Here is a 22,848-nt window from a genome sequence, read left to right on the forward strand (position 1 = left end):
GAATGGGCTCCTCAACTCTCACGGATCTCGATGACGTGCCGGCGCTCCGCGTCCTGGGGCAGGCGCACGAGCAGCGACCCGGTCCGGCCCGGCCGCTCGGTGGCCTCCAGGTGGAATGTCTCCTCGGCCGCGTGCTCTGCGGCCTTCTCCCCCTCCCACCGCAGGGCGAGCCGGAAGGCTCCCCGGGCGTCGGAGAGAGTGCGTTCGTGCCACGGCGTCAGGTCCTGGCTGGTGTGCCCCCTGGCCTCGACGAGCGCGTTGGCGACGGGCTCCCCTCGGACTGCGTCGAGCACGACACCGCGGACCGTGCGCGCCCCCGGCGGGTGGGGAAAGGCGGCCGCCGGCAGCAGCCGGACCAGCCGCGGGGCGGCCTCGACGGCGGGCGGGTGGGTGTCGTCGTAGGGGTGGACCAGGAACTCGACGCCGAGGAGGTCGGCCGAGAACGGCTGACCGTCGGCCGGGTACAGCGGCTGGAAGCCGGCCGCCGTGAAACGGGCCCGGTGGCGCTCCGGCCGGGCCGCCCACGGCTCCGCCCGCCTGCCGAGCCAGGGGAAGGCGATGGATCCGCTGGGTGTGCGCACCGCCTTGTCGTCCAGCGCCAGCCAGCCGCCGCTCGCCTCGTCGAACCGGTCGAGACGCACCTCCACGCCCGCGGCGCGCACCCGCCGTGCGTAGTCGTCGAACGGCACCAGCCAGACGGGGCTGTAGAGCGTGGACCGGGCCAGCGGCAGGAAGGCGCTCATGGTGTCGCCGTCCCCTCGATGGTCCGGCTGCGCACCGGCCGCACGGCCCGCTCCACCGCCGAGTCCAGGTTGACGACGCGGACCTCGTAGTTCAGCGAGAGCCGGTACGGCTTCTGGATCGCGTACCAGACCCAGGACTTCTGGTCGAGGGTGAGCGGCGTCAGGGTGAGGTGCAGCGAATCGACACTGCCCGCCAGGGAGCCGGACAACTGCGCGCCGTCCAGGATCGCGTCGTCGTAGCAGGTCTGCAGAGCGCGTCCGAGCATCCGGTGCTGAGTGGCCTGGTCGCCGCCCCAGGGCGTGATCAGATACCGCAGCAGCAGGGCCATCGGCGGCTTGCGGACGGTCGGCGGTTCGGGCGGCTGGGAGCGCACCGGAGGCCGGTTGCGCGAGGCGGGATCCTCGGCGATCTCGTAGAGGAACACCGTGAGTTTGGGAGGCGGCGTCTGCACCGTCTCGGAGAGGTCGTTGAGTTCCGCGATCGGCGGTTCCACCTGGCTCAGCCCGCGCAGGGACTGCGTCAGCGTGTTCACGATGACCGACGAGACATCGGCGATCACACCGAAGTCACCCATGCGCAGCCCCCCCTCGACCCGGCTCCGTGCTCACCACGTATGCCGAAACGATGCAGACTCGCTGTGTTCGCACCGCGACTCACCTGTCGCGCCGGCGTCACCGCCGCGTCGTCACCGCGCGCCGTGACGTCACCGGACACGGATCGACGACGGCAGGGTGACACCGGTGCGGAACACTTGGTCTCCCATGGAGACCCCTTCAACGCGGTCCGGCGTCCTCATACTCCGGGTGTGGGTGGAAGGCGGCAGGTCGGACGGCTTCCGCGCGCGCATCATCCAGACCGTCGACGGGGAGCAGAAGCCCCCCGCGGCGGCGAGCGAGACCGTCGACGTCTTCCTGGCACTCCGGACCTGGCTTGATGAGCTGCTGGAACAGGACGGGTGACGTTTCCGCGACGTTCCGCTCATTCTTCATTGACGGCTGTCCCGATAATCGTCGACCCTGCGGTCACAACATGCCCGTAACATGGCTTGCCAGAAGCCAGCGAGCCGGACCGAAGATCACCCGCCGACATCGGTAACGGGGGCCTCGATGAACGGACAAGCACATCTCATTACTTTGAGGCTGCTCAAGGGCTTCACGCTCGCGGTTGGCCACACGCGCATTCCGGTTTGCTCCAGCACTCAGCGGCTCCTCGCATTCCTGGCTTTGCAGGAAGTTCCAAGATCCCGGGCCTATGTGGCCGGCATCCTCTGGCCGGACGTCACGGCGTCCCGCGCCAACGCGAATCTGCGGTCCTCTCTCTGGCGTGCGGCGCGAACGGGCCAGCCCATCATCGACGTCTCCGCGCGCGAGTTGGCCCTCGCCAAGCACATCGCCGTTGACCTGCACGAAGCGGTCGCCCGCGCACACCGGCTGCTGGACAGCTCCCGCCCGTGCGACGACATCCTCACCATGCAGACGCTGACCAACCTGTCGGCGGACCTCCTGCCGGAATGGCCAGAAAACGACTGGATGCTGATCGAGCAAGAGCAATACCATCAGCTCCGCCTTTATGCCCTGGAAGCGATGACCGAGCGACTGACGTCGGCGCGGCGCTACGGTGAAGCCGTCGCCGCCGGTCTCGCCGCCGTACGTACCGAACCCCTGCGGGAAAGTGCCCATCGGGTCCTCGTGAAGGCGCATTTGGCTGCCGGCAATAGAGGCGCGGCACTGCGCCAATACGAACAATGCCGCCGCATCCTGCGGGAAGAATTGGGACTGGAACCCTCCCCTTCGCTTAAAGCCCTCGTGCCCCTGCGCGCCGAGCACAATGGACAGCCGCGGCTCCAGGCCTTCGGCACCTAGAGATCTCTCCCGGGTTCACCGGCGGCGTGACGGAGGTCCTCTTACCCCGAGCGCCGCGCCATCCCGAAGCTGCGCGCCGCGCCGTCTCAGAGCGCACCGCACCAGAGGGTGTCCACCCCACGCCTGACCACCGGTCTCGCGCCGCGCGCGCGGCTCGAGGTCTTCCCCTTCCCACCTCACCCCCCGAGGAGCGCCATGACCACCTTCCACGCTGCCGTCGTCCACCCCGACCGGTCCGTCACCTACTGCGGCGAGGTGAGCGGGGCGCACGTCGATCAGGTGCGCGCCATCGCCGCCATCGAGACCACTGCGTGCTGCGCCGTCCAGCACCCGCGCCACCCCGGCTCGGTCTTCGTGCTGCGCGAGGACGGCGACCTCGACTGGTACGAGCCGGTGGACGCCGAGCCCTTCGCCGCCCACGACCCGGACCCGGAGCCCGGAAGCGGCGCCGGCACACCCGCCGACGACGACGAGCCCAACGCCGAGGACCGGTCCGTCGCCCACGAGCCGGCGCGCGGCGCCACCGGCACCCTGTGGATACCCGGTGCGATACGGCTCGGCGACGGCGTCATCGGCGGGGCGATGGACACCCCCGGCAACCCGCCCCGCGTCGTGCACCACACCACCGAGTCCCCGGCCGGTGGCAGATACCTGGAATCCGTCGGGTCGTATCTGATCCGCGTGGCCTGTGAGCCGCAGCTCATCTACTGCCCGGTGACCGACCGGGTCGGCCAGTTCGGACCGCTGAACCACAGCGGCCGGGCGCTGCGCAACGACGGCGCCCGGCGGACCAATCGCGAGGGCAGGGTCTGCATCCAGATAGAGGTCCTCGGCTACTCCAGGAACCCCTGGACCACCGGCTGGGATCCGGCGAAGAAGCCGGGCTGGCAGAAGATCACCGCCGCGGCCCGCTCCTGGGGGGTGCCGGACGTGTTCCCGGCCGGACCGCCGTCGGCGTACCCGGGGCCTGGCAAGCCCCGCCCGCGCAGCGTCTGGCAGTCCGAGGGCGGCCACTACGGGCATGTCGACGTCCCGGGCAACGACCACGGCGATCCGGGGGCGATCGACACCGCCAAGGTCCTGTATCACGGCGGCACCAACGGGCCGAGACCCACCAAGCCGAAGGTCAGCGTCGCCCATCTGGTCGCCGCCGCGAGGAAGGACGTGCCGGCCCCGGACCGGCACACCACCTACCCGGCCGAGGTGCGCGTGGTGGAGAACGCCCTGGTGGCCGAGGGGCTCCTCGCGCGCCGGTACGCCGACGGTTCCTTCGGCTCCAAGACGGTCTCCGCGTACGCGGCCTGGCAGCGCAGCAGCGCCGGCGGCTCCTACACCGGCGCCGCCGCCGACGGCATCCCCGGCCTCGCCTCGCTGAAGCGCCTGGCCGCCCGGCACGGCTTCATCGCGACCGCCTGAGGCGGGCACGCCCGAGCCGGGCAGTCCGGATCTCCCGTCGCGGACGGCGGAGCAGAGGTGGCGCGGAGCGAAGAATCGTCGGGCACCGGCTGAACGCCCGGCGCGCCCGGTCCGTATGTGCTCGGCGTACGCATCCTCTGTCGTCCCGTCCGCCGGCCCAGCCGCGGACCGGACGCCTCCGGCGATCAGGAGTGACCCCTATGACGAACCCGGCCCAGGCGCAGTCGGAACCGACCGGACGGGGCGCCACCCGGCGCGCCGTGGTGGCCGCCGCGGGAGCGGTCGGTCTCACCGCCGCGCTCGCGGCCTGCGGCGATGACGGCGGTTCGAAGGCGGGCGGCGAGCTCGCGAAGACCGCTGACATCCCGCAGGGCGGCGGCAAGATCTTCCCGGACCAGAAGGTCGTGGTGACGCAGCCCTCCCCCGGCGAGTTCAAGGCCTTCTCCGCCGTCTGCACGCATCGCCAGTGCGCGGTGACGGAGGTGTCCGACGGGACCATCAACTGCCCGTGCCACCACAGCAAGTTCGACATCGGGGACGGGAGCGTGAAGGGCGGGCCGGCAGAGAAGCCGCTGCCGGAGGCGAAGGTCACGGTGGAGGGGGACACCATCAAGCTGGCGTGAGGCCGCGGGTTCACCACGGCCGGGGTGCGGCGTGCCGCCAGTGGCCGCAGACCTCCTCGGCGGTGGTGACCGTGGCGACCAGGGCCAGCGTGTGCTCGACCATCGCCGGGGTGTAGGCCGCGGGCACCCCGGCGATGGCGTCCGCGGGCACCACGGCCGTGTAGCCCAGGTTGACCGCGTCGAAGACCGCGTTGGGGATCGCGATGTTCGCCGAGACGCCTGCGATGACCAGGGTGCGGCAGCCGAGGTTGCGCAGCAGGGCGTCCACCTCGGTCCCGGCCAGCGGGGACAGCCCGTGCAACCGTCGCACCACGAGGTCGTCGGAGGTGACCGGAATCCGCTCGGCGATCCGCACCGCGTCCGTTCCGCTCAGTTGCCGCACGGGCAGCCGCTCGGCGGCGCGGAAGAGCCGGGCGTTGCGGCCGGCGCCCCGGCCGTCGGGGCGCCGCTCGGCGACCGCGTGCAGCACCTGGACGCCGGCCCGGTGGGCGGCACCGGTGAGCAGGGCGACCCTGTCGAGCGCGCCGGACCGCTCGGCCTCGGCGGCCAGTTCGGGCAGCGCGCTGGGCGTCCCCACGACCCCGCGCTGACACTCGACGGTGAGCAGCGCGCAACTCCGCGGCGCGAGGAGTGCGGCCAGGCGGTCTTCGCCGTCGGATGCCATCGGATCCCTCCCGGGGTGGGCCGGCGCGTGAGGCTACTGGGCATTGCCCTCACCGGGAAGAGGCGCCATGCTGCCTTTCTGATGGTACGTCAGATGCGATTTCCGGGTGCGGGGAGAGGCGGGGACGGATGGCTGTCGGCCGGCGGCGGGGCCGTCGCATCATGCTCAGCCCCGAGGAGCTGGACGCCTTCCTCGGCGAGGCGCGGACCTGCCGGATGGCGACGACGGGGAGGGACGGAGAGCCGCACGTCAGCCCGCTGTGGTTCGTCTGGGACGGCACCGCGCTGTGGATCTACTCCCTGGTGCGCAGCCGCCGATGGGCCCAGCTGCGCCGGGACCCGCGCACCGCCGTGCTGGTGGACGACGGCGAGAGCTACGGCGAGCTGCGCGGCGCCGAGCTGTCCGGCGAGGCCGAGTTCGTCGGCGAGTCCCCGCGCACCGGCGAGCCCTGCCCGGAGCTTCGGCTCCCGGAGCGGATGTTCGCCGCGAAGTACTTCGGGCTAGACGCCATGCCGCACGACGGGCGGCACGGCTGGCTGCGGATCGCTCCGCGGACGGTGTCCTCCTGGGACTTCCGCAAGATCCGCCAGGGCTGACAGGAGCAAGGCAGGCCGCCAGGGCCCGTCATGCCGGCGAGTCCGCGTCCGCTGCCGTGCGCTGCCGGAGTTCCGGCAGCAGGTGCGGGTTGACGATCGAGATGATCCGCTCGATGTCCTCGGCGTCGGCCGCCGCCCACAGGACGTCGCGTGCGGCACGGTACTTCGCGGCGAGGCGGGCGCGCGCGTCACCGGGAAGCCGTGCGGCCCGGTCGGGGTGGCTGTTGTGGGCGTTGTCGGCGATCTTCACCAGGGTCGCTTCCCGGCTGCCGGCGATCCGCCGGATCTTCTCGCCATAGGGGACGCCGGGCTGGTTGGTGACGATCTCGACCACGCCGACCACCCGGTCCGGGATTCCGGCGGCGCGGAGCCGCTCGGCCGTCCAGTCCGTGTCTTCCAGGACATCGTGCAGCAGCCCGGCCATGTGGAGGTCCGGGCCGAACGGCGCCAGTCCGGCGGCGACCGCACGGACGTGCTCCAGATAGGGCACACCGATCTTGTCGACCTGCCCCGCGTGCGCCGCGCTCGCGAAGGCGTCGACCTCCGCCACGGTCTCCATGCGACCTCCGTAGGGGGTGTACGAGTGCCACACCCCGGGCAGCGTCTCCTGTTCGACCTCGCGCGCGGACGGCCGGGGCGCCGTCCGCACGGCGAGCTTGTGCCGGCAGCCGGCGCCCAGCCCCCAGGTGCGCGCGTCACGGTCACGAAGGGGCCGGCCGCAGGCGCGGCAGCGTACGAGCGGGCGCGCCCGCGCCGACGACTCGTCGAGATCGAGGTCGAGGCCGGGAAGGGGCGCGGGGTCCGGAGCGGTCACCCGCCGATTCCACCATGGGGGGGCGGACAACACGACCCACGTCACTCGGTCATGAGCCGCTCCCCCGCCGCGCGGAGCACTTCCACCGCGGCCCGGATGGAGGGCCGCCGGTCCGCGTCGGTGCGCCAGATCGCGTAGATGTGGCGCCGCATGGTGTGCCGCACGGGCACGATCCGCACCCCCTCGGGCACCGGCCCGCGCCCCAGCCGCGGCGCGACCGCGATCCCCAGTCCGGCGGCGATGAGCGCCATCTGGGTGGAGTGCTCCTCCGCGGTGTGGCAGATGCGCGGCTCGATGCCCTTGGCGCGCAGGGTGAACACCAGCCAGTCGTAGCAGAAGCCGCTCGGCCAGGAGATCCACTCGTCGGCGGCGAACTCCTCCAGGTCGACCTCGTCCCGGTCGGCCAGCGGGTGGTCCGCGGGGATCGCCACATCCGCGGGGTCGTCCATCAGCGCGGCCTTGACCAGGCCGCCGGGCATCGGCAGCGGCTTGTTGTACCAGTCGAGGACGATCGCGAGATCGATGTCGCCGCGCACCACGCTGGGCACGGACGCGTCCGGCTCCATCTCCGACAGCCGGGTGCGCAGCTGCGGGTGCTCTACCCGAAGCGTCGTCAGCACCTCCGGGAGCAGGCCGCGGGCGGCGGTGGGGAAGGCGCCGAGCAGCAGTTCGCCGACCGCCTGGCCGCGCTGCGCCTCGAGGTCGGACTGGGCGAGCTCGACCTGCGAGAGAATGCGTTCGGCGTGGTCGGCGAGGAGCCGCCCGGCGTCGGTGAGGCGGATGCCCCGGCCGTTCTTCGCCAGCAGCTGCTGACCGGTCTCCCGCTCCAGCTTGGACAGCTGCTGGGAGACGGCAGAGGTGGTGACGTGCAAGCCGTCGGCGGCGCCGCTCACGGAGCCGTGCCGGGCCACGGCATGCAGGGTGCGCAGTCGGTCCAGGTTCAACACGTAAGCAATGCTACGCGATGGCGCGCACGAAATCTCGCTTGTTCTAAGTGATCGCGCCGTCCATCGTTGTGGCCATGACCCCAGCCGCCTCCGGAACCGTCGCCGCCCCTGCCTCCAGCGCTCCGACCGACGCCGACCCCTGCCCCGCCCCGGCCACCGCGCCCGCCCGGCCCGTCACGCCCGCCGCCGCCTCGATGCCCGGCCAGACGGTGCGGCGACGGCTCGACTGGCGGATCCGCTTCGGCGTCCTCGCCCTGATCTGGGGGTTCAGCTTCCTTTTCATCAAGGTCGGCAACGAGTCGTTCGCGCCGATCCAGGTCTCCCTCGGCCGGATGGTGTTCGGCACCCTGGTGCTCGCCGCGGTCCTGCTGGCCAAGCGGGAGCGGCTGCCGCGCGGCGCCGGGATCTGGGGTCGTCTGGCCGTCGCCGCCTTCTTCCTCAACGCCCTGCCGTTCTCGTTGTTCGCCTACGCGGAGCTGACGATCTCCTCCACCCTGGCCGGCATCTGCAACGCCACCTCCCCGCTGTGGAGCATGCTGCTCGCGGTGCTCGCCGTCTCCGACGACCGGCCGACCCGGCAGCGTGTCACCGGGCTGGGCGTGGGCTTCATCGGCGTGCTCGTCGTCCTCGGCGCCTGGCAGGGCTTCTCCGGCCAGGACCCGGCCGGCACCGCGATGGCGCTGATCGCATCGCTCAGCTACGCGATCGGCTGGCTGTACGTGGGGCGGACGCTCAGCGGCACCGGCAACTCCCACCTCTCCATGTCCGGGGCACAGTTGCTGCTCGGCACGGTGGAGATCGCGCTGGTGGCCCCGGTGTTCGCCCCGGCGCCGGACTCCTTCCCGGTGCTGCCGCTGCTGTCGGTGGTCGCCCTCGGCGCGCTGGGCACCGGAATCGCCTTCCTGATCCAGTACGGCCTGGTCGCGGAGGTCGGGCCGACCACCGCGATGATGGTCACCTACTTCATCCCGGTCATCGCGACCGGGGCGGGCGTCGCGATCCTCGGTGAGCACATCGGCTGGAACACGCCGGTCGGCGCCCTGATCGTCCTCGCCGGCGCGGCGCTGACCCAGACCCGGCCGCGAGCCGCCAAGGCCGCCGCCCCACGCTGAGCCTCGACCGGCCGGCGACAGGGGGCGGCACCCACCGGCGGCAGGGGGCGGCAGGCCGGGCCGGTTCAGTCGAAGCGCCCGGCCGGGGCCGGGGAGGTCGCCGCCGCGACGGCGTCGGCGACCTCCTCGACGTCCGCCAGGGCCAGCCGCGAGACGGTCAGCCGGATGCCGGGCGGGGAGGCCGTCCGGAAGCGGGCACCGGGGGCGACCGCCCAGCCGGCGCGCAGCATCCGGGCCACCGCCCCGGTCTCGTCGGGGACCGGCACCCAGACGTTCATCCCGCTGCGCCCGTGCGCGGCGATCCCCCGCGCCCGCACCGCGCCGACCAGCGCGTCACGCCGTCCGCCGTAGGAGGCGGCGACCGCGGCGGCGTCCACCGCACCGGTGCGCCACAGGTGGGTGACCGCGTCCTGGAGGAGGTGGCTGACCCAGCCGGGACCCAGCCGCTGACGGCCGCGCAGCCGGTCGACCGTGACGGTGTCTCCGGTGAGCACCGCGAGCCGCAGGTCCGGCCCGTACGCCTTGGCCACCGAGCGCACCAGCACCCAGTGGGCGGTGGAGCCGACGAGGGGGTGCGGGGGCAGCTCCACGATGCCCTGACCGTTGTCGTCCTCGATGAGCAGCGCGCCCCGGTGGCCGTCGAGCACCGCCCGCAGCGCGGCCGCGCGCCTGGCGCTGATCGCCGCGCCGGTCGGATTCTGGGCCCGGGCGGTGACGATGAGCGCGCGGGCACCCCGGCTCAGCGCGGCGTCGACGGCCTCGGGCAGCGGTCCCTCGTCGTCCACGGCGACCGGCACGGCGCGCAGCCCGAGGGCGGGGATCAGGTCGAGCAGACTGCCCCAGCCGGGGTCCTCCACCGCGACCTGGTCGCCGGGGCGGAGATGGGCGGTGAGCGCCCGCTCGATGGCGTCGAGGGTTCCCGAGGTGACGGCGACCGGGCCGGGCGGCACCCCGTCCGCCTCGAAGGCGGCGCGGGCCAGCCGCCCCAGCTCCGCGGAGATGTCCGGCTCGCCGTAGAGCGCCGGGCGGGCGGCATGGTGCGCGGCGGCGGCCGCGAACGCCTCGGCGAGCGGCGGCAGCAGAGCAGGGTCGGGGTTGCCGTCCGCGATGTCCCGGCCGCCTTCCGGGGCTTCCACCCGGATCTCCTCCCGAGGGCTGCTGGCCGGGCGAGAGCGGACCCGGCTGCCCCGCCGCCCGCCGGTCTCGATCACTCCGCGCTCCCGCAGCGTGCGGTAGGCGGCGGCGACGGTGTTCGGGTTGACCCCGAGATCGGCCGCCAGGTCCCGCATGGACGGCAGCAGATGACCGGGGAGCAGGTCGCCGGCGCCCACCGCCCGCTCCACGCTCGCCGCGATCTCGGCTGCGCGCCGTCCAGTGATCCGATACTCTCCTAGCACAAACCTCATTATGCACTAGTGCAATGGAGTCCGCGATGTCAGGAGCAGCCGCTTCCGGGTACGAACCGACCGAGCGCACCGTCCCCAGCCGCGACCGCCACCGCGCGGCCTACGACCGGGAGACGGTGCACGCGATACTCGACGCCGACTACCTGTGCCACTTCGGCTTCGTGCGCGACGGCGCGCCCGTCGTGCTGCCCACCCTGTACGCGCGGGTCGGCGAGCGCCTCTATCTGCACGGCTCCACCGGCTCCCGCCCGCTGCGGATGGCCGGGACGGCGGACGACCCCGGGCTGCCGGTGTGCGTGACCGTCACCCACCTCGACGGCCTGGTGCTGGCCCGCTCCCACTTCAACCACTCCGTCAACTACCGCTCGGTGGTGGTGCACGGCATCGCCCGCCGGGTGACCGACGAGGCCGAGTGCCGCGCCGCCCTCGATGCCCTGGTGGATCACGTCGTGCCCGGCCGCGCCGTCGACTCCCGGCCCGCCAGCGCCAAGGAGCTGGCCGCCACCGCCGTCCTCCGGCTCGATCTGGACGAGGTGTCGGCGAAGATCCGCACCGGCGGGCCCGAGGACGAGCCGGAGGATGTGGACCTGCCGTACTGGAGCGGTGTGCTGCCCATCACCCGCGGCTACGGCGCCCCGCTGCCCGCGGACGACCTGGCACCCGGCATCCCGGCCCCCGGCTACCTCGCGCGCTGAGAGAAGGACCACCGACGATGCTCATCCACCCCTGGGACGCCGCGCGGGACGACGCCGAATGGCGGAGCTGGCTGGCCCGGCACGACTTCGGCCAGCTCGCCGTCAACGGACTGCCCGGCGAGCCGCCGTCCGTCCAGCCAGCACACTTCGCCTACGACGCCGAGCGCGCCGAGGTCGTCACCCACCTGGCCCGGCCGAACCCGATCTGGCCCGCCCTGGAGGCGGATCCGCGGGTGCTGCTGAGCGTGGTCGACGACTACGTCTTCGTACCCGGTCCCTGGCAGGCGCCCGACGGTGTGCCGCCCGAGCAGGGCGTGCCGACCAGCTTCTACACCGCCGTCCAGCTGAGCTGCACCGCGCACATCGTGGACGATCCGCGGGAGAAGGCCGCCCTGCTCCACCGCCAGCTGGGCCACTTCCAGCCGGCCGGCGACCACGCGCGGGTGGCGCCCGGCGAGGAGCCGTACGGCCGGATGCTGGACGGCATCCGCGGGCTGCGGCTCGAGGTGACCGAGGTGCGCGCCAAGTTCAAGTACGCCGGGCACAAGCCGGAGTCGGTGCGCGAGCGGACCGACTCCGGCCTGGCCGAGCGGGACGCGCCCGGCGACGCCGCGGCGCTGGCCCACCGGCTGCGCCGGGGCGCCTGGACCCGCACCTGAGCAGCGCGGCGTCCAGCCCACCGGTGCGGCCGCGCGCCGACGCCCACCCACTCGTGCGGCCGCGCCGACGTCAGCCGACCAGTGCGGCCGTGTCGACACCGGCCCGCTCGTGCGCGTCGCGCCGGCGTCAGCCCGCGCCCAGCGGGACGCCGGTGCCGACGTCAGCCGACCGGTGCGGCCACGGGCGTCAGCCCGTCGGTGCGGCCGCGGGCGTCAGCCCACTGCTGCGGCCGCCGCGCGCGCCTCGGCCACGGCCAGCGCGGCGACCGCGCTCAGCAGGACGCCGGTGCCGAGCACGGTCGCCGGGGTGAGGTGCTCGTCCAGCAGCGACACCGCGATGACCGCCGCGGTGACCGGCTCGATCAGCGTGATCACCGAGACCGTGGTGGAGCGCACCGCCGCGAGCCCCGCGAAGTACAGGCCGTAGGCGAGCGCGGTGGGCACCGCCGCGATGTAGACCAGCACCGCGAGGGTGCGCTCCAGGTCGTGCGCGTGCGGCCACAGCCCCTCCGCACTCGCGAAGGGCAGCAGGCACACCGCGCCCACGGCGAACGACGTCAGCGTGGTGGTGTGCGGATCGCTGCCGCGGCCGGTCCGGCCCAGGTGCCGGGTGTGGACGGTGATGACGGTGTATCCGGCCGCCGACAGCAGCCCGAGGGCGACGCCGAGTGGCCGGACCTCGCCGGACCCACCGCTGCCGAGCACCAGGATCAGCAGACCGGCGAGCGCACCCGCCACCGCCAGGACGCCGCCCGCGCCGAGCCGCTCCCGCAGGAACAGCCGGCCGCACAGGGCGACCATGACCGGCGCCGCGCCGAGCGTGACCACGGTCCCGACCGCGAGCCCGGTCGCCTGCACGGCGCCGAAGTAGGCGGTCTGGAAAACGGTCAGCGCGAGGCCGGTGACGAGGACCGGGGCGGCGCGGCGGCGCCGGGACTCCCTCGGCCGGGGAGCGGGACGCGCGGCTCGGGGCCGGCGTATGGCCCGGGCGGCGAGCAGCAGCAGGGAGCCGCCCAGGGAGCGCCAGAAGGTCAGCGCGACGGGGCCGAGCCCGCTGTCGCCGTAGAGGAACGCGGCGGCCGCGCCGGCCGTACCCCAGGCGACGGCGGCGACGGTGACATAGAGCAGGCCCCGGCCCACGGGCAGGGCAGGGGGAAGAGTGTTGAGCACGAGGTGTTCTCCCGCGGAAGACATGAAGGGTTCGCGTCATCCGTGTGCGGGCACTGGCCATGGCCGTGGCCGTCGCGGCGGTGATCGCCGGAACGGCGGCTCGAACGGCGAATCAGCGGTCCGGGGAGCATGGCCCCGGACCGCGTACTCCCACCGGCCCGGCCACTGGGCGGCCCGGGGCGTCGGTGGTGGCTGCCCGCGTCAGACGGCGGGAGGCGGAAGAACGGCCATCGGCATGATGATCACCTTAGCCCATCGTTCGCTGCGGCTCGGCCCGTTCGGCTTCGGCCCGTTCGCGTTCGGCCCGGTGCGGCTCGGTGGACGGCCGGTCCACGGACGCGGCGCCCTCGCCGGATCCGGCGCCGCCGCCCGCGGCAACGCCCGCACCATCGTCTTCACCGTTGGCGGGTTCGGCATCGGCGGAGGCGGCCACCGGCTCCGGGGTGCCCGCCTTCGGCGTCGAGGTCTGCGCGATGAACGCCCCGGCCAGCACGATCGCGCCACCGATGATCTGCGGCACCCCGAGGTGCTCGCCGAGCAGCACCCAGGCCAGTACGGTCGCGACGACCGCCTCCAGGCAGGCGACCACGCCGGCCACCTGGGGGGACAGCTTCCGCACGGACAGCACGCCGGTCAGGTACGCGACCACGGTGGCGACCAGGACCAGCCAGGCCAGCAGCAGCACCGCCGGCACCCGGGCGCCGTCCAGGTCCGCGCGGCCGGTCAGCACCGACCAGTCGAGGTCCCAGGGGTGCGCCACGGCGGTCAGCGCGAGGGCGCCGATGAGCAGCCCGTAGGCGATCACCCCGAGCGGGTCCGCCGCGTCCTCTCCGTCACTGCCGTGGTCGGAGAGGACGAAGTAGCCGACCTGGCAGCAGGCCGCGCCCAGGGCGAGCAGCAGTCCCAGGGCGTCGAAGCCGAGCCCGGACCAGACCTCGACGACGCTGGCCAGGCCGCTGGCCGCCAGCACCACACCGACGGTCGCGGCCCGGCTGACCCGTCGGCGCTGGACGAACCGGACCCAGCCGAGCACGAGCGCGGGTGCGAGGTATTCGACGAGGAGGGCGATCCCGACGGGGATACGGGAGATCGCCGCGAAGTAGCAGGCCTGGACGCCGGCCACGGCCAGCAGGCCGAATCCGGCCAGCAGCGCGGGGCGGCGGACCAGCAGATCCCGGTGGCGCCAGGCGACCGGCAGCATGACGACCGCCGCGAAGGTGGCCCGCAGCCAGGTCACATGGAGCGGCTCCAGCCCAGCCTCGATCAACGGCTTGGCCGCGACACCCGATCCACCGAACGCGAGCGCCGATGCCAGGGCAAGGCCCAGGCCGGCGCTCCTCCCCTCAGACGCTTGCATCGGGCCATCATGCCAGCCCCGGACAGCACCGTCATCCCGTTGACTGCTGGCAGACCTGCCCGTCCAGCTCCGCGATGAGCAGGTCGGGGTCGACGCCGGCCCGGCGCAGCACCTCCACGGCGCGGCACTCGTGGTCCCGGGCGATGGCGACCAGCAGGTCCAGCGGAGCGGCTCGTCCGGCGCCGCGGCGGCGGGCGCGGGCCAGCGCGCTCTCCATGGCCGAGGCCGCGGCGGGTGACCAGCGGTCGGCGCCCGGCCCGGCCGCGCCGCGCCCGCCGGCCCGGGTCAGGGACAGTGGCAGCGCGCCGGAGTCCTCCACCGTGCCGCTCCACCGCAGTCCGTAGCCGATGGTGCGCTGGACGAGATAGCCGAGCAGCCGCGCCACCTGGGACGGCCCTCCGGCGAAGGCCGCCCGTACTTCGTGGTCCGACTCCAGCAGGCTGTGCAGCAGATGCGCGGTGTCGATCTGCCGGTCACCGTCCCGGACGGCACGTCTGCGGGCAGCGGCGACCGCCGACGCCAGCTCCACGCTGAGCCCGGCGTCCGCTCCGGCGTCCGCCGGGTCGGCGGAAGGGGCAGGATTTCGCACCCTGCCACCCCATCAGTCCCGCACTGCCCCAGCCGTCCCCGCCAGGGCCCATTTGCGTATCCCCCTGTGGGTGCGCACAGCTGACCGGATCTCATCCTTGCGGAGGAGACGCACTCTGTGCTGGCGCCCGTCCCCCGCCCGGCTCGACTTCGCCCCCGTCACACGCGTCGGCGCCGGTACGGGCGGTCCCGTACCGGCGCCGGCGCGGCGGGGTGGCGTCAGTCCTCGTCGGCGAGGATGAGGTACAGCTTCTTGCGGAGGTCGTTCATGGCCGCCAGCGCCTTCTGCCGCTGCTCGGGGGTGCCGGTCTTCCAGACCTGGGTCAGCGCCTCCATCACACCGACGCCGACCTGCCGGACTTCCTGGAGCGCCTCCCAGTCGACCCCGCGCCCGGCCGCCTCCCAAGGCGCCTGCGAGCCCGCCTCCGCCTCGGCGCGGCCGGCCTCGGTGAGCGCGAAGAGCTTCTTGCCGCCCTCGCTCTCGCTGCTGATCAGCCCCTCGTCCTCCAGCAGCTGGAGGGTCGGGTACACCGAGCCGGGGCTCGGCTTCCAGGCCCCGCCACTGCGCTCGGCGATCTCCTGGATCATCTCGTAGCCGTGCATCGGCCGGTCCCGCAGCAGCGCCAGGATCGAGGCGCGGACATCACCGCGCCGCGCCCGGCCGCGCGGCCCGCCGGGTCCCCGGCCACCGAAGAACGGGCCACCGAAGGGCGGGCCGAACGGACCGAAGGCCGCGCGCAGCCCCTCGTACTCCCCACGGCCACCCCCGTGACCCGGGCCGCAGTGACCTCGCCCATGACCGAATTTCTGCGAACGCACCGTTACGTCCTTCCGATCGCTGATCTGTCGTGATGCTTCAACGATATATCGCAACTGTTCGCATGCCAAGGCCCTGCGGCGAGCAGGTCAGACGGTCAGGCGGTGGGCAGCCAGTCCACACGCCCCTCCAGCAGGGCGTATCCCACGAAGGCCACGGTGTCGATCAGGGCGTGCGCGGCCACCAGCGGCCCGACCCGGCCCCAGCGCCGGTACAGCAGCACGAAGATCACGCCCATCGCCAGGTTGCCGAAGAAGCCGCCGATGCCCTGGTACAGGTGGTACGAGCCGCGCAGCACCGCGCTGACCGCCAGCGCCGCGGCCGGTGTCCAGCCCAACTGGCCGAGCCTGCGCAGCAGGTAGCCGACGACGATCACTTCCTCCAGGACGGCGTTCTGCACCGCGGAGGCGATCAGCACCGGGATCTTCCACCAGACGTCCGGCAGGTCCTCCGGCACCACGGTCAGATTGCCGCCGGCCGCCCGCGCACCCAGGTAGAGCAGCAGCCCGGTGCCGCCGATGGCAGCCGCGAGCACGGTTCCCCAGCCCAGGTCGAACCGCGGGCGCCGCAGGTCGAAGCCGATGGATCGCAGTCCGGCGCCCTCGCGCAGCAGCAGATGCGCGACCAGCAGCACCGGCACCAGCGAGGTGGTGATGGAGAACAGCTGCCAGGCCAGGTCCAGCCAGGGCCTGCCGGGCGCCTCGGAGGCGTTGAGGGTGGCCGCCTGCTCCTTCAGCCCGCCCGGTTCGGTCGCCGAGCCGATGAAGCTGATCAGCGCGGACACCCCGCTCGCGCCGAGCGACAGCGCCAGCACGAGCAGCAGCTCGTTGCGCCGCAGCCGGCGGAGCCACGGCTCGTGCCCGTCCCCGGGGGCGGAGACCGCCGCATCGTGCGCCTGTGCCTGCACTCCAGCCTCCACCACGTGTCGCCGTCCCCCGGGAAAGGTCCGAGAAGCTCCTAGCTTGCCGCACGGCTCGGCGCCGCGGACAACAGGGGACGCGCCTGGTCAGGAGGGTTCGGTGACCGGCCAGGTGTGCACCGGCTCTCCGGTGCGCATCAGCTCGCAGTAGCGGCGGGTCGTCGCCGCCAGGGCCGCTTGGCGGTCCAGGCCGGCCTCGCGGGCCCGATGGTAGGTCGCCACCTGCCAGGAGGCGCCGTTGACCCGCCTGCGGCAGCGCTCCTCGATGACGCCCAGATAGCGGTCGCGGTCGGCCGGCTCCATCCCCCAGGCGTCCAGCCCCGAGGCGGCCAGCGGCAGCAGTTCGTCGAGCACCAGCCGCACCGCCGGGATCCGGGCCGTCGACGGGGAACGCCCCGAGCGGGGCCAGTGCAGGACGGCGTCGATGCCGTACCGGCAGGCGGCGTCGAAGTTCGCGGCGGCGGCGCTGAACGGCAGCCGGGTCCACACCGGACGGGACTCGTCGGCGAGCGCGCGGACCAGCCCGTAGTAGAAGGCGGCGTTGGCGATGACGTCGGTGACGGTGGGGCCCGCGGGCAGCACGCGGTTCTCCACCCGCAGGTGCGGCACGCCGTCGGCGATGTCGTAGACCGGGCGGTTCCAGCGGTAGATCGTGCCGTTGTGCAGGGCGAGCTCGTGCAGCCGCGGTATGCCGCCCTGGTCCAGGACGCGCAGCGGTTCCTCGTCCTCGTCGGTGGCCAGCAGCGGCGGGAAGTAGCGCAGGTTCTCCTCGAACAGCTCGCGCACATCGGTGATCCAGCGCTCGCCGAACCAGGTGCGCGGGCGCACGCCCTGGGCCACCAACTCCGGCTGGCGGACGTCGGTGGACTGGAGGAACAGCGGCGGACGGGACTCGCGCCACACCTCGTGGCCGAAGAGGAAGGGCGAGTTGGCGCCCACCGCGATCTGGGCGGCCGTGATCGCCTGGGCGGCGTTCCACACGGCCGCGAACCGGCCCGGGGTGACCTGGAGATGGAGCTGCACCGAGGTGCACGCGGCCTCCGGCGCGATGGTCCCGCAGGCGTACCGGAAACGCTCGACCCCCTCGATGTCGATGGCGAAGTCCTCGCCGCGGGCGGCCAGCATGTGCTCGTTGAGCAGCTTGTAGCGCTGGTCGAAGGAGAGGTTCGAGGCGCTCAGGTCCGCTGCGGCGAGGGTCGGCAGAATTCCGATCATCACGATCGCCGAGGACTCTTCCCGCGCCTGTCGGTCGGCATATGCCAATCCGGTGCGCAGTTCCTCGGCGAGCTGGTCGAGAACCCTGCCGCTCAACCGGTGCGGCACGATGTTCACTTCGAGGTTGAACTGCCCTAGCTCGGTCTGGAAATCCTGACTGGCAATGCGCTCCAGCACTTGCGCGTTCATCATTCTCGGCATCCCGTCGAGCCCGGCGAGATTCAGCTCGATCTCCAGCCCCATGAGATTCCTGGGACGGTCGAACCGCCGCTCTTCCAGCAGTCGCGCCAGCCCCTCCAGACACTCGCGGAGTTTTCTGCGCTGTCGCTGCCGGTCGGACACGTCGAACCTGCTGGCCACGGTCTTCTCGCCCATCGGCGCGTCCTCCTGGGAGTTCGGCGGTCCGCGGCACCAGCCGCTGATTCACGGTCGATGATGCCCAGGCAATGTGATCGATAACGCCCCGCGCACACCGCCCGGACGGTAGGCTCTGCGCGAGTGCACACAAGCACGGCGGAGTGCGCACGACGCATTGCCCCGAAAGGCCGCAAATGTTCTGGTGAAAAACACCGACCGGAATCGGCCTACCGCTTCGGCCACAGAAGCCGAGGTCAGGTCCGTGCGCAGGGAACATATTTGGCGAAAACCTCTCGCCGCACCGGACCTGAAAAACCCTTGCCGGTAATTTGGGAAGCGACTAGCGGAAACCTCGGGGGAACACGTGTCGTATAAACTTTGCGAAGAGGGCAGAGAGTTGACGCCCGGTGGCCTGGTCCCGGCCTTCCTCTGACCCGCACAGCTGACAGCGCCGTCCGCACCCGACCCGCCCCGCACCACCGTGTCTCCGAAGTGAGAGGCGACCCATCATGCCGCTGCATGCCCCATCGGCTCCCGCACCCGCCCTGCGCAGCGTCCTCACCGCTCTCGGCTCCCCCACAGCCGTGACCGAGGCCCGCACCCCCGCGCTCCGCCTGCTGTCCGGGCCGTTCACCGTCGAAGCGCCGCTGCCGGTCCATGTGTTGGAGGGTGTGACCGAGCCCGGCGCCCCGCCCCGCACCCGGCTGGCCGGCTGGCGGTTCCTGATCCGCTGCGGCGATCGCTGTGTCGCCGTCGCCGAGGCCATGGTCACCCCGGACGGCTGGGCGTTCTCCCGGTTCAGCGAGGGCCCGTACGTCGCCTCCACCGAACAGGCGCTGCGGCAGGCCGACTCGCTGCCGACCGCCTACCAGCCCCGGCTGCTGTCGGTGCCCGAGCTCTACATGCTCACGCTGTGGCTGCACGGCGAGCCCGGCGCGGACCCGGCCGAGGGAGCCCCCGCGCCGGGTGACCTGCTGGTGCCGCTCGCGCCCGCGCCGCCCGGCATCGCCGCGCACCGCCGGCACCTGGCCGCCGAGCTGCTGCCGGTACTGACGCTGCGGATGACCCGGCGCACGTTGCCCGGCGCGCTGCCCGGCCCACTACTCGGCTCGCCGGCCTGAGGAGCCGACGACGCCGCACTCACCCCACCCGCCCGACCGCCGAAGAGACACCATCAGCGCCCCGCGCCCCGGGACTTCCCGACCCGCGCGGGGCGCTTGGCACGCCCGCGGGCGACGGGAGAGGTGGGCGCGACCCGTTTCCCTGGGAAGGGTGGTGGTGGGTGAGGGCGCGGAGCGCTTCCTTGGAAGGGTGGTGGCGGGCGACGGGAGAGGTGGGCGCGGAGCGCATCCTTGGAAGGGTGGTGGCGGGCGACGGGTGGGCTAGTCATTGCGGGTCATGCGGAACCCCCCGAAGAGGCCGTACGGTTCCGCTGAACCGTCCGCACGGGTGACGCGTCCTATTCCAGCGAGTACCGCTGCCGCGAAATCCCTGCGGAATCACGGCCACAGAGCAAGACTGGGACCAAGCCCGCAGGGCGACACCAGGACCGACAAGCCGACCGACAAACGGGGGGCGGCCATGAACGAGGCATCGAGCCGCAGGACAGTCACCACATCGCAGCGAAAGAACCCTTCCATGTGCCAGCACCAGCCACCGTGCCCATCCGCTGACTCCGCCGACCGGGAAGCCGCGCGTGCCGTGGCGCACTACCCGGAGCAGGGCTGGAGCCTGCTGTGCAACGGCGTCCTGTTCTTCGAGGACACCGGCGAGTTGCTGCCGGACGGGCAGATCATCGCACCGCACCGCCCGCTCGCGGCGGCGCACATCATGACCGCCGCCTAGCGGGCGGCACAGCACCACACGCCGCGGGGACGCGGCGAGACACCAAGGGGCCGGCCCGGCGTCACCGCCGAACCGGCCCCCGCGCATGTCAGCGCCGATGCCGACCACCCGCCCGCATCAGGCGTCGTACTCCTCCAGCGGCGGGCAGGAGCAGACCAGGTTGCGGTCGCCGAAGGCACCGTCGATACGGCGCACCGGCGGCCAGTACTTGTCGGCGGCCGAGACCCCGGCCGGGAAGACCGCTTCCTCGCGGCTGTAGCCGTGCGTCCACTCGCCGCCCAGCGCGGCCGCGGTGTGCGGCGCGTTCCGAAGCGGGTTGTCGTCCTTGGCCCACTCCCCCGAGCCGACCTTCTCGATCTCCTCGCGGATGGCGATCATCGTCTCGCAGAAGCGGTCCAGCTCGGCGAGGTCCTCGCTCTCGGTCGGCTCGATCATCAGCGTGCCGGCCACCGGGAAGGACATCGTCGGCGCGTGGAAGCCGTAGTCGATCAGCCGCTTGGCGACGTCGTCGACCGTCACACCGGTGGCCTTGGTGAGCGGGCGCAGGTCGATGATGCACTCGTGCGCGACCAGGCCGCCGGGGCCGGTGTAGAGCACCGGGTAGTGCGGCTCCAGGCGCTTGGCGATGTAGTTGGCGCTCAGCACCGCGACCTGGGTGGCCCGCTTGAGGCCCTCCCCGCCCATCAGCCGGACGTACGACCAGGAGATCGGCAGGATGCCCGCCGAGCCCCACGGCGCGGCCGAGATCGGCCCGACACCGGTGGCCGGACCGGCGGTCGGCTGCAGCGGGTGGTTGGGGAGGTAGGGGGCCAGGTGCTCGCGGACCGCGACCGGGCCGACGCCCGGGCCGCCGCCGCCGTGCGGGATGCAGAACGTCTTGTGCAGGTTCAGGTGCGAGACGTCGCCGCCGAACTTGCCCGGCCCGGCCAGGCCCACCAGCGCGTTGAGGTTGGCGCCGTCCACGTACACCTGCCCGCCGGCCTCGTGCACGGCGGCGCAGATCTCGGTGATGTGCTCCTCGAACACGCCGTGCGTGGAGGGGTAGGTGACCATCAGCACGGCCAGCTCGTCGCGGTGCTTGTCGATCTTGGCGTGCAGGTCGGCGGTGTCCACCTCGCCGTCCTCGCCGGTCTTCACCACCACGACCTTCATGCCGGCCATCACGGCGCTGGCGGCGTTGGTGCCGTGCGCGGAGGAGGGGATCAGGCACACGGTGCGCTGCTCGTCGCCATTGGCCCGGTGGTACGCCCGGACGGCCAGCAGACCCGCGAGCTCGCCCTGCGAACCGGCGTTGGGCTGGAGGGAGACCTTGTCGTAGCCGGTGATCTCGGCCAGCCGCTCCTCGAGCTCGTGGATGAGCGTCAGGTAGCCCTCGGCCTGCTCGACCGGCGCGAAGGGGTGCAGCGCGCCGAACTCCGGCCAGGTGACCGGCTCCATCTCGGTGGTGGCGTTGAGCTTCATGGTGCAGGAGCCGAGCGGGATCATGCCCCGGTCCAGCGCGTAGTCCCGGTCGGCGAGGCGGCGCAGGTAGCGCAGCATCGCGGTCTCGGAGCGGTGCTGGTGGAAGACCGGGTGGGTGAGGTACGCGTCGGTGCGCAGCAGCGCGGCCGGCAGCGCGTCCTCGGTGGCCGCGTCCAGCGCGTCGACGTCGCCGCTCACACCGAAGGCGGTCCACACGGCGGCCAGTTGCGCGCGGGTGGTGGTCTCGTCGCAGGCGATGCCGACGTGGTCGGCGTCGGTGAGTCGCAGGTTGACCCCGGCCTCGCGGGCCGCGGCCACGACCTCGGCGGCGCGGCCGGGCACCCGCGCGGTGAGGGTGTCGAAGAACGCTCCGGGCACCACCTCGACGCCTGAAGCCCGCAGACCGGCGGCGAGCACCGCGGCGTACCGGTGGGTACGGCGGGCGATGCCGGCCAGCCCCTCCGGGCCGTGGTAGACGGCGTACATGCCGGCCATCACCGCGAGCAGGACCTGCGCGGTGCAGATGTTGCTGGTGGCCTTCTCGCGGCGGATGTGCTGCTCGCGGGTCTGCAGCGCCAGCCGGTAGGCCAGGTCGCCGTCGGCGTCGACGGACACACCGACCAGGCGGCCGGGCAGGCTGCGGGCGTAGGCGTCGCGGACGGCCATGAAACCGGCGTGCGGGCCGCCGAAGCCCATCGGCACACCGAACCGCTGGGAGGAGCCGACCGCGATGTCCGCGCCCAGCTCACCGGGCGAGGTCAGCAGGGTGAGGGAGAGCAGGTCGGCGGCGACGGTGACGATCGCGCCCAGCTCGTGCGCCCGCTCGATGACGGCGCGCGGGTCGCGGACCGCACCGGAGGCGCCCGGGTACTGGAGCAGCACACCGAAGACGCCGCGCTCGGCGATCTCGGCGGGAATGCCCTCGGAGAGGTCGGCGACGACCACCTCGACGCCGGTCGGCTCGGCGCGGGTCTCGATGACCGCGATGGTCTGCGGCAGACAGTCGGCGTCGATCAGGAACACGCCGTCCTTGACCTTGCCGACCCGGCGGGACAGCGCCATGGCCTCGGCGGCGGCGGTGCCCTCGTCGAGCAGCGAGGCACCGGAGGTGGGCAGCCCGGTCAGGTCGGCGACGACGGTCTGGAAGTTGAGCAGCGCCTCCAGACGACCCTGCGAGATCTCCGGCTGGTAGGGCGTGTAGGCGGTGTACCAGGCCGGGTTCTCCATGACGTTGCGCAGGATGACCGGCGGGGTGAAGGTGCCGTAGTAGCCCAGGCCGATCATGGGGGCGAGGACCTGGTTGCGGTCGGCGAGGCCGCGGAGTTCGGCGAGCACCTCGGCCTCGGTACGGGCCTCGGGCAGCCGCAGCGCCTCGGTGCTCTTGATGACGTCGGGGACGGCGACCTGGGTGAGTTCGTCAAGGGACCCGAAGCCCACCTGGGCGAGCATCTTGGCCTGGGCCTCGTCGTCGGGACCGATATGGCGCTGGGCGAACGGAATGCCGCGCTCCAGCGCTGCGAGGGAGATGCGGTTGGCGGTCATCTGCGGAGGCCTCCTGGTCGTTGCGACCTGCGAGGGGCA

General features: G+C 72.9%; 23 protein-coding genes. 10 read left to right on the forward strand and 13 right to left on the reverse strand.

All coding sequences use genetic code 11. The annotated features are described in order from the left end of the window. Window positions 1–11 precede the first annotated feature (11 nt). Both AC4BDD_RS02840 and AC4BDD_RS02845 read right to left on the reverse strand, forming a co-directional pair. Window positions 12–743 carry a carboxypeptidase-like regulatory domain-containing protein gene (locus tag AC4BDD_RS02840; protein ID WP_490689372.1) on the reverse strand — a complete coding sequence of 244 codons (732 nt, stop codon included), beginning with the start codon at window positions 741–743 and terminating at the stop codon, window positions 12–14. Next, a complete protein-coding gene (locus AC4BDD_RS02845) occupies window positions 740–1,318 on the reverse strand; it encodes a Pvc16 family protein (RefSeq protein ID WP_490689373.1) in 579 nt (192 codons plus the stop codon). Before AC4BDD_RS02845 ends, AC4BDD_RS02840 begins: the two co-directional genes overlap by 4 nt. A gap of 187 nt (window positions 1,319–1,505) precedes the next feature. Between AC4BDD_RS02845 and AC4BDD_RS02850 the strand changes: the two genes are divergently transcribed. The 4 genes from AC4BDD_RS02850 to AC4BDD_RS02865 all read left to right on the forward strand — a co-directional run bounded on the left by AC4BDD_RS02850 (window position 1,506) and on the right by AC4BDD_RS02865 (window position 4,645). Continuing rightward, window positions 1,506–1,703, forward strand: a complete 198-nt coding sequence (locus AC4BDD_RS02850) for a hypothetical protein (protein WP_490689374.1) — start codon at window positions 1,506–1,508, stop codon at window positions 1,701–1,703. Between the two features lie 147 nt (window positions 1,704–1,850). Next, window positions 1,851–2,606, forward strand: coding sequence for an AfsR/SARP family transcriptional regulator (locus tag AC4BDD_RS02855; protein ID WP_490689375.1), 756 nt, complete (start codon window positions 1,851–1,853; stop codon window positions 2,604–2,606). 195 nt (window positions 2,607–2,801) lie between these two features. Continuing rightward, window positions 2,802–4,022: a peptidoglycan-binding protein LysM gene (locus tag AC4BDD_RS02860; protein WP_490689376.1), complete on the forward strand. Its 1,221-nt coding sequence runs from the start codon at window positions 2,802–2,804 to the stop codon at window positions 4,020–4,022. A 200-nt stretch (window positions 4,023–4,222) separates the two neighbouring features. After that, on the forward strand, window positions 4,223–4,645 hold the full coding sequence (locus AC4BDD_RS02865) for a Rieske (2Fe-2S) protein (RefSeq protein WP_490689377.1): 423 nt from the start codon (window positions 4,223–4,225) through the stop codon (window positions 4,643–4,645). A gap of 10 nt (window positions 4,646–4,655) precedes the next feature. Here the strand turns inward: AC4BDD_RS02865 and AC4BDD_RS02870 are convergent, their stop codons facing one another. Further along, a complete protein-coding gene (locus AC4BDD_RS02870) occupies window positions 4,656–5,309 on the reverse strand; it encodes a cysteine hydrolase family protein (RefSeq protein WP_490689378.1) in 654 nt (217 codons plus the stop codon). A 128-nt stretch (window positions 5,310–5,437) separates the two neighbouring features. Here AC4BDD_RS02870 and AC4BDD_RS02875 point away from each other — a divergent pair, with 128 nt between their 5' ends. Further along, entirely contained in the window at window positions 5,438–5,905 is a 468-nt protein-coding gene (locus AC4BDD_RS02875) for a pyridoxamine 5'-phosphate oxidase family protein (protein ID WP_490689379.1), read from the forward strand. A gap of 28 nt (window positions 5,906–5,933) precedes the next feature. Here the strand turns inward: AC4BDD_RS02875 and AC4BDD_RS02880 are convergent, their stop codons facing one another. Both AC4BDD_RS02880 and AC4BDD_RS02885 read right to left on the reverse strand, forming a co-directional pair. Further along, entirely contained in the window at window positions 5,934–6,464 is a 531-nt protein-coding gene (locus AC4BDD_RS02880; protein ID WP_490691628.1) for an HD domain-containing protein, read from the reverse strand. 296 nt (window positions 6,465–6,760) lie between these two features. Continuing rightward, entirely contained in the window at window positions 6,761–7,666 is a 906-nt protein-coding gene (locus AC4BDD_RS02885; RefSeq protein WP_490689380.1) for a LysR family transcriptional regulator, read from the reverse strand. 74 nt (window positions 7,667–7,740) lie between these two features. On the opposite strand from AC4BDD_RS02885, the gene AC4BDD_RS02890 reads away from it, so the two are divergent. Continuing rightward, window positions 7,741–8,778 (forward strand): DMT family transporter, encoded by a 1,038-nt coding sequence (locus AC4BDD_RS02890; protein ID WP_490689381.1) that lies wholly within the window; start codon window positions 7,741–7,743, stop codon window positions 8,776–8,778. Between the two features lie 65 nt (window positions 8,779–8,843). Here AC4BDD_RS02890 and AC4BDD_RS02895 read toward each other — a convergent pair whose 3' ends face one another. Beyond that, window positions 8,844–10,175, reverse strand: coding sequence for an aminotransferase class I/II-fold pyridoxal phosphate-dependent enzyme (locus tag AC4BDD_RS02895; protein ID WP_490689382.1), 1,332 nt, complete (start codon window positions 10,173–10,175; stop codon window positions 8,844–8,846). A 35-nt stretch (window positions 10,176–10,210) separates the two neighbouring features. On the opposite strand from AC4BDD_RS02895, the gene AC4BDD_RS02900 reads away from it, so the two are divergent. Both AC4BDD_RS02900 and AC4BDD_RS02905 read left to right on the forward strand, forming a co-directional pair. Then, entirely contained in the window at window positions 10,211–10,879 is a 669-nt protein-coding gene (locus AC4BDD_RS02900) for a pyridoxamine 5'-phosphate oxidase family protein (RefSeq protein ID WP_490689383.1), read from the forward strand. A 17-nt stretch (window positions 10,880–10,896) separates the two neighbouring features. Next, on the forward strand, window positions 10,897–11,538 hold the full coding sequence (locus AC4BDD_RS02905; protein ID WP_490689384.1) for an FMN-binding negative transcriptional regulator: 642 nt from the start codon (window positions 10,897–10,899) through the stop codon (window positions 11,536–11,538). 213 nt (window positions 11,539–11,751) lie between these two features. Here the strand turns inward: AC4BDD_RS02905 and AC4BDD_RS02910 are convergent, their stop codons facing one another. The 6 genes from AC4BDD_RS02910 to AC4BDD_RS02935 all read right to left on the reverse strand — a co-directional run bounded on the left by AC4BDD_RS02910 (window position 11,752) and on the right by AC4BDD_RS02935 (window position 17,979). Next, on the reverse strand, window positions 11,752–12,732 hold the full coding sequence (locus tag AC4BDD_RS02910) for a DMT family transporter (RefSeq protein ID WP_490689385.1): 981 nt from the start codon (window positions 12,730–12,732) through the stop codon (window positions 11,752–11,754). Window positions 12,733–12,955: 223 nt separating this feature from the next. Next, entirely contained in the window at window positions 12,956–14,065 is a 1,110-nt protein-coding gene (locus AC4BDD_RS02915) for an EamA family transporter (RefSeq protein ID WP_490689386.1), read from the reverse strand. 31 nt (window positions 14,066–14,096) lie between these two features. After that, window positions 14,097–14,654 carry a Clp protease N-terminal domain-containing protein gene (locus AC4BDD_RS02920; RefSeq protein WP_490689387.1) on the reverse strand — a complete coding sequence of 186 codons (558 nt, stop codon included), beginning with the start codon at window positions 14,652–14,654 and terminating at the stop codon, window positions 14,097–14,099. 218 nt (window positions 14,655–14,872) lie between these two features. Then, window positions 14,873–15,472 carry a PadR family transcriptional regulator gene (locus AC4BDD_RS02925; protein ID WP_490689388.1) on the reverse strand — a complete coding sequence of 200 codons (600 nt, stop codon included), beginning with the start codon at window positions 15,470–15,472 and terminating at the stop codon, window positions 14,873–14,875. A gap of 95 nt (window positions 15,473–15,567) precedes the next feature. Next, window positions 15,568–16,389 (reverse strand): CPBP family intramembrane glutamic endopeptidase, encoded by an 822-nt coding sequence (locus AC4BDD_RS02930; protein WP_490691629.1) that lies wholly within the window; start codon window positions 16,387–16,389, stop codon window positions 15,568–15,570. 87 nt (window positions 16,390–16,476) lie between these two features. Continuing rightward, the gene (locus AC4BDD_RS02935) at window positions 16,477–17,979 is read right to left on the reverse strand and encodes a glutamate-cysteine ligase family protein (RefSeq protein ID WP_490689389.1); all 1,503 of its coding nucleotides are present in this window, start codon (window positions 17,977–17,979) and stop codon (window positions 16,477–16,479) included. A 491-nt stretch (window positions 17,980–18,470) separates the two neighbouring features. On the opposite strand from AC4BDD_RS02935, the gene AC4BDD_RS02940 reads away from it, so the two are divergent. Together AC4BDD_RS02940 and AC4BDD_RS02945 are read left to right on the forward strand one after the other, a co-directional pair. Next, complete coding sequence (locus AC4BDD_RS02940; protein ID WP_490689390.1) at window positions 18,471–19,082, forward strand: hypothetical protein; 612 nt, start codon at window positions 18,471–18,473, stop codon at window positions 19,080–19,082. A 517-nt stretch (window positions 19,083–19,599) separates the two neighbouring features. Next, window positions 19,600–19,806 (forward strand): DUF5999 family protein, encoded by a 207-nt coding sequence (locus tag AC4BDD_RS02945; protein WP_490689391.1) that lies wholly within the window; start codon window positions 19,600–19,602, stop codon window positions 19,804–19,806. A 117-nt stretch (window positions 19,807–19,923) separates the two neighbouring features. Here the strand turns inward: AC4BDD_RS02945 and gcvP are convergent, their stop codons facing one another. Further along, window positions 19,924–22,809 carry an aminomethyl-transferring glycine dehydrogenase gene (gene gcvP, locus AC4BDD_RS02950; protein ID WP_490689392.1) on the reverse strand — a complete coding sequence of 962 codons (2,886 nt, stop codon included), beginning with the start codon at window positions 22,807–22,809 and terminating at the stop codon, window positions 19,924–19,926. Window positions 22,810–22,848 lie beyond the last annotated feature (39 nt).

It is taken from the genome of Streptomyces sp. JLBT605, assembly GCF_058215555.1.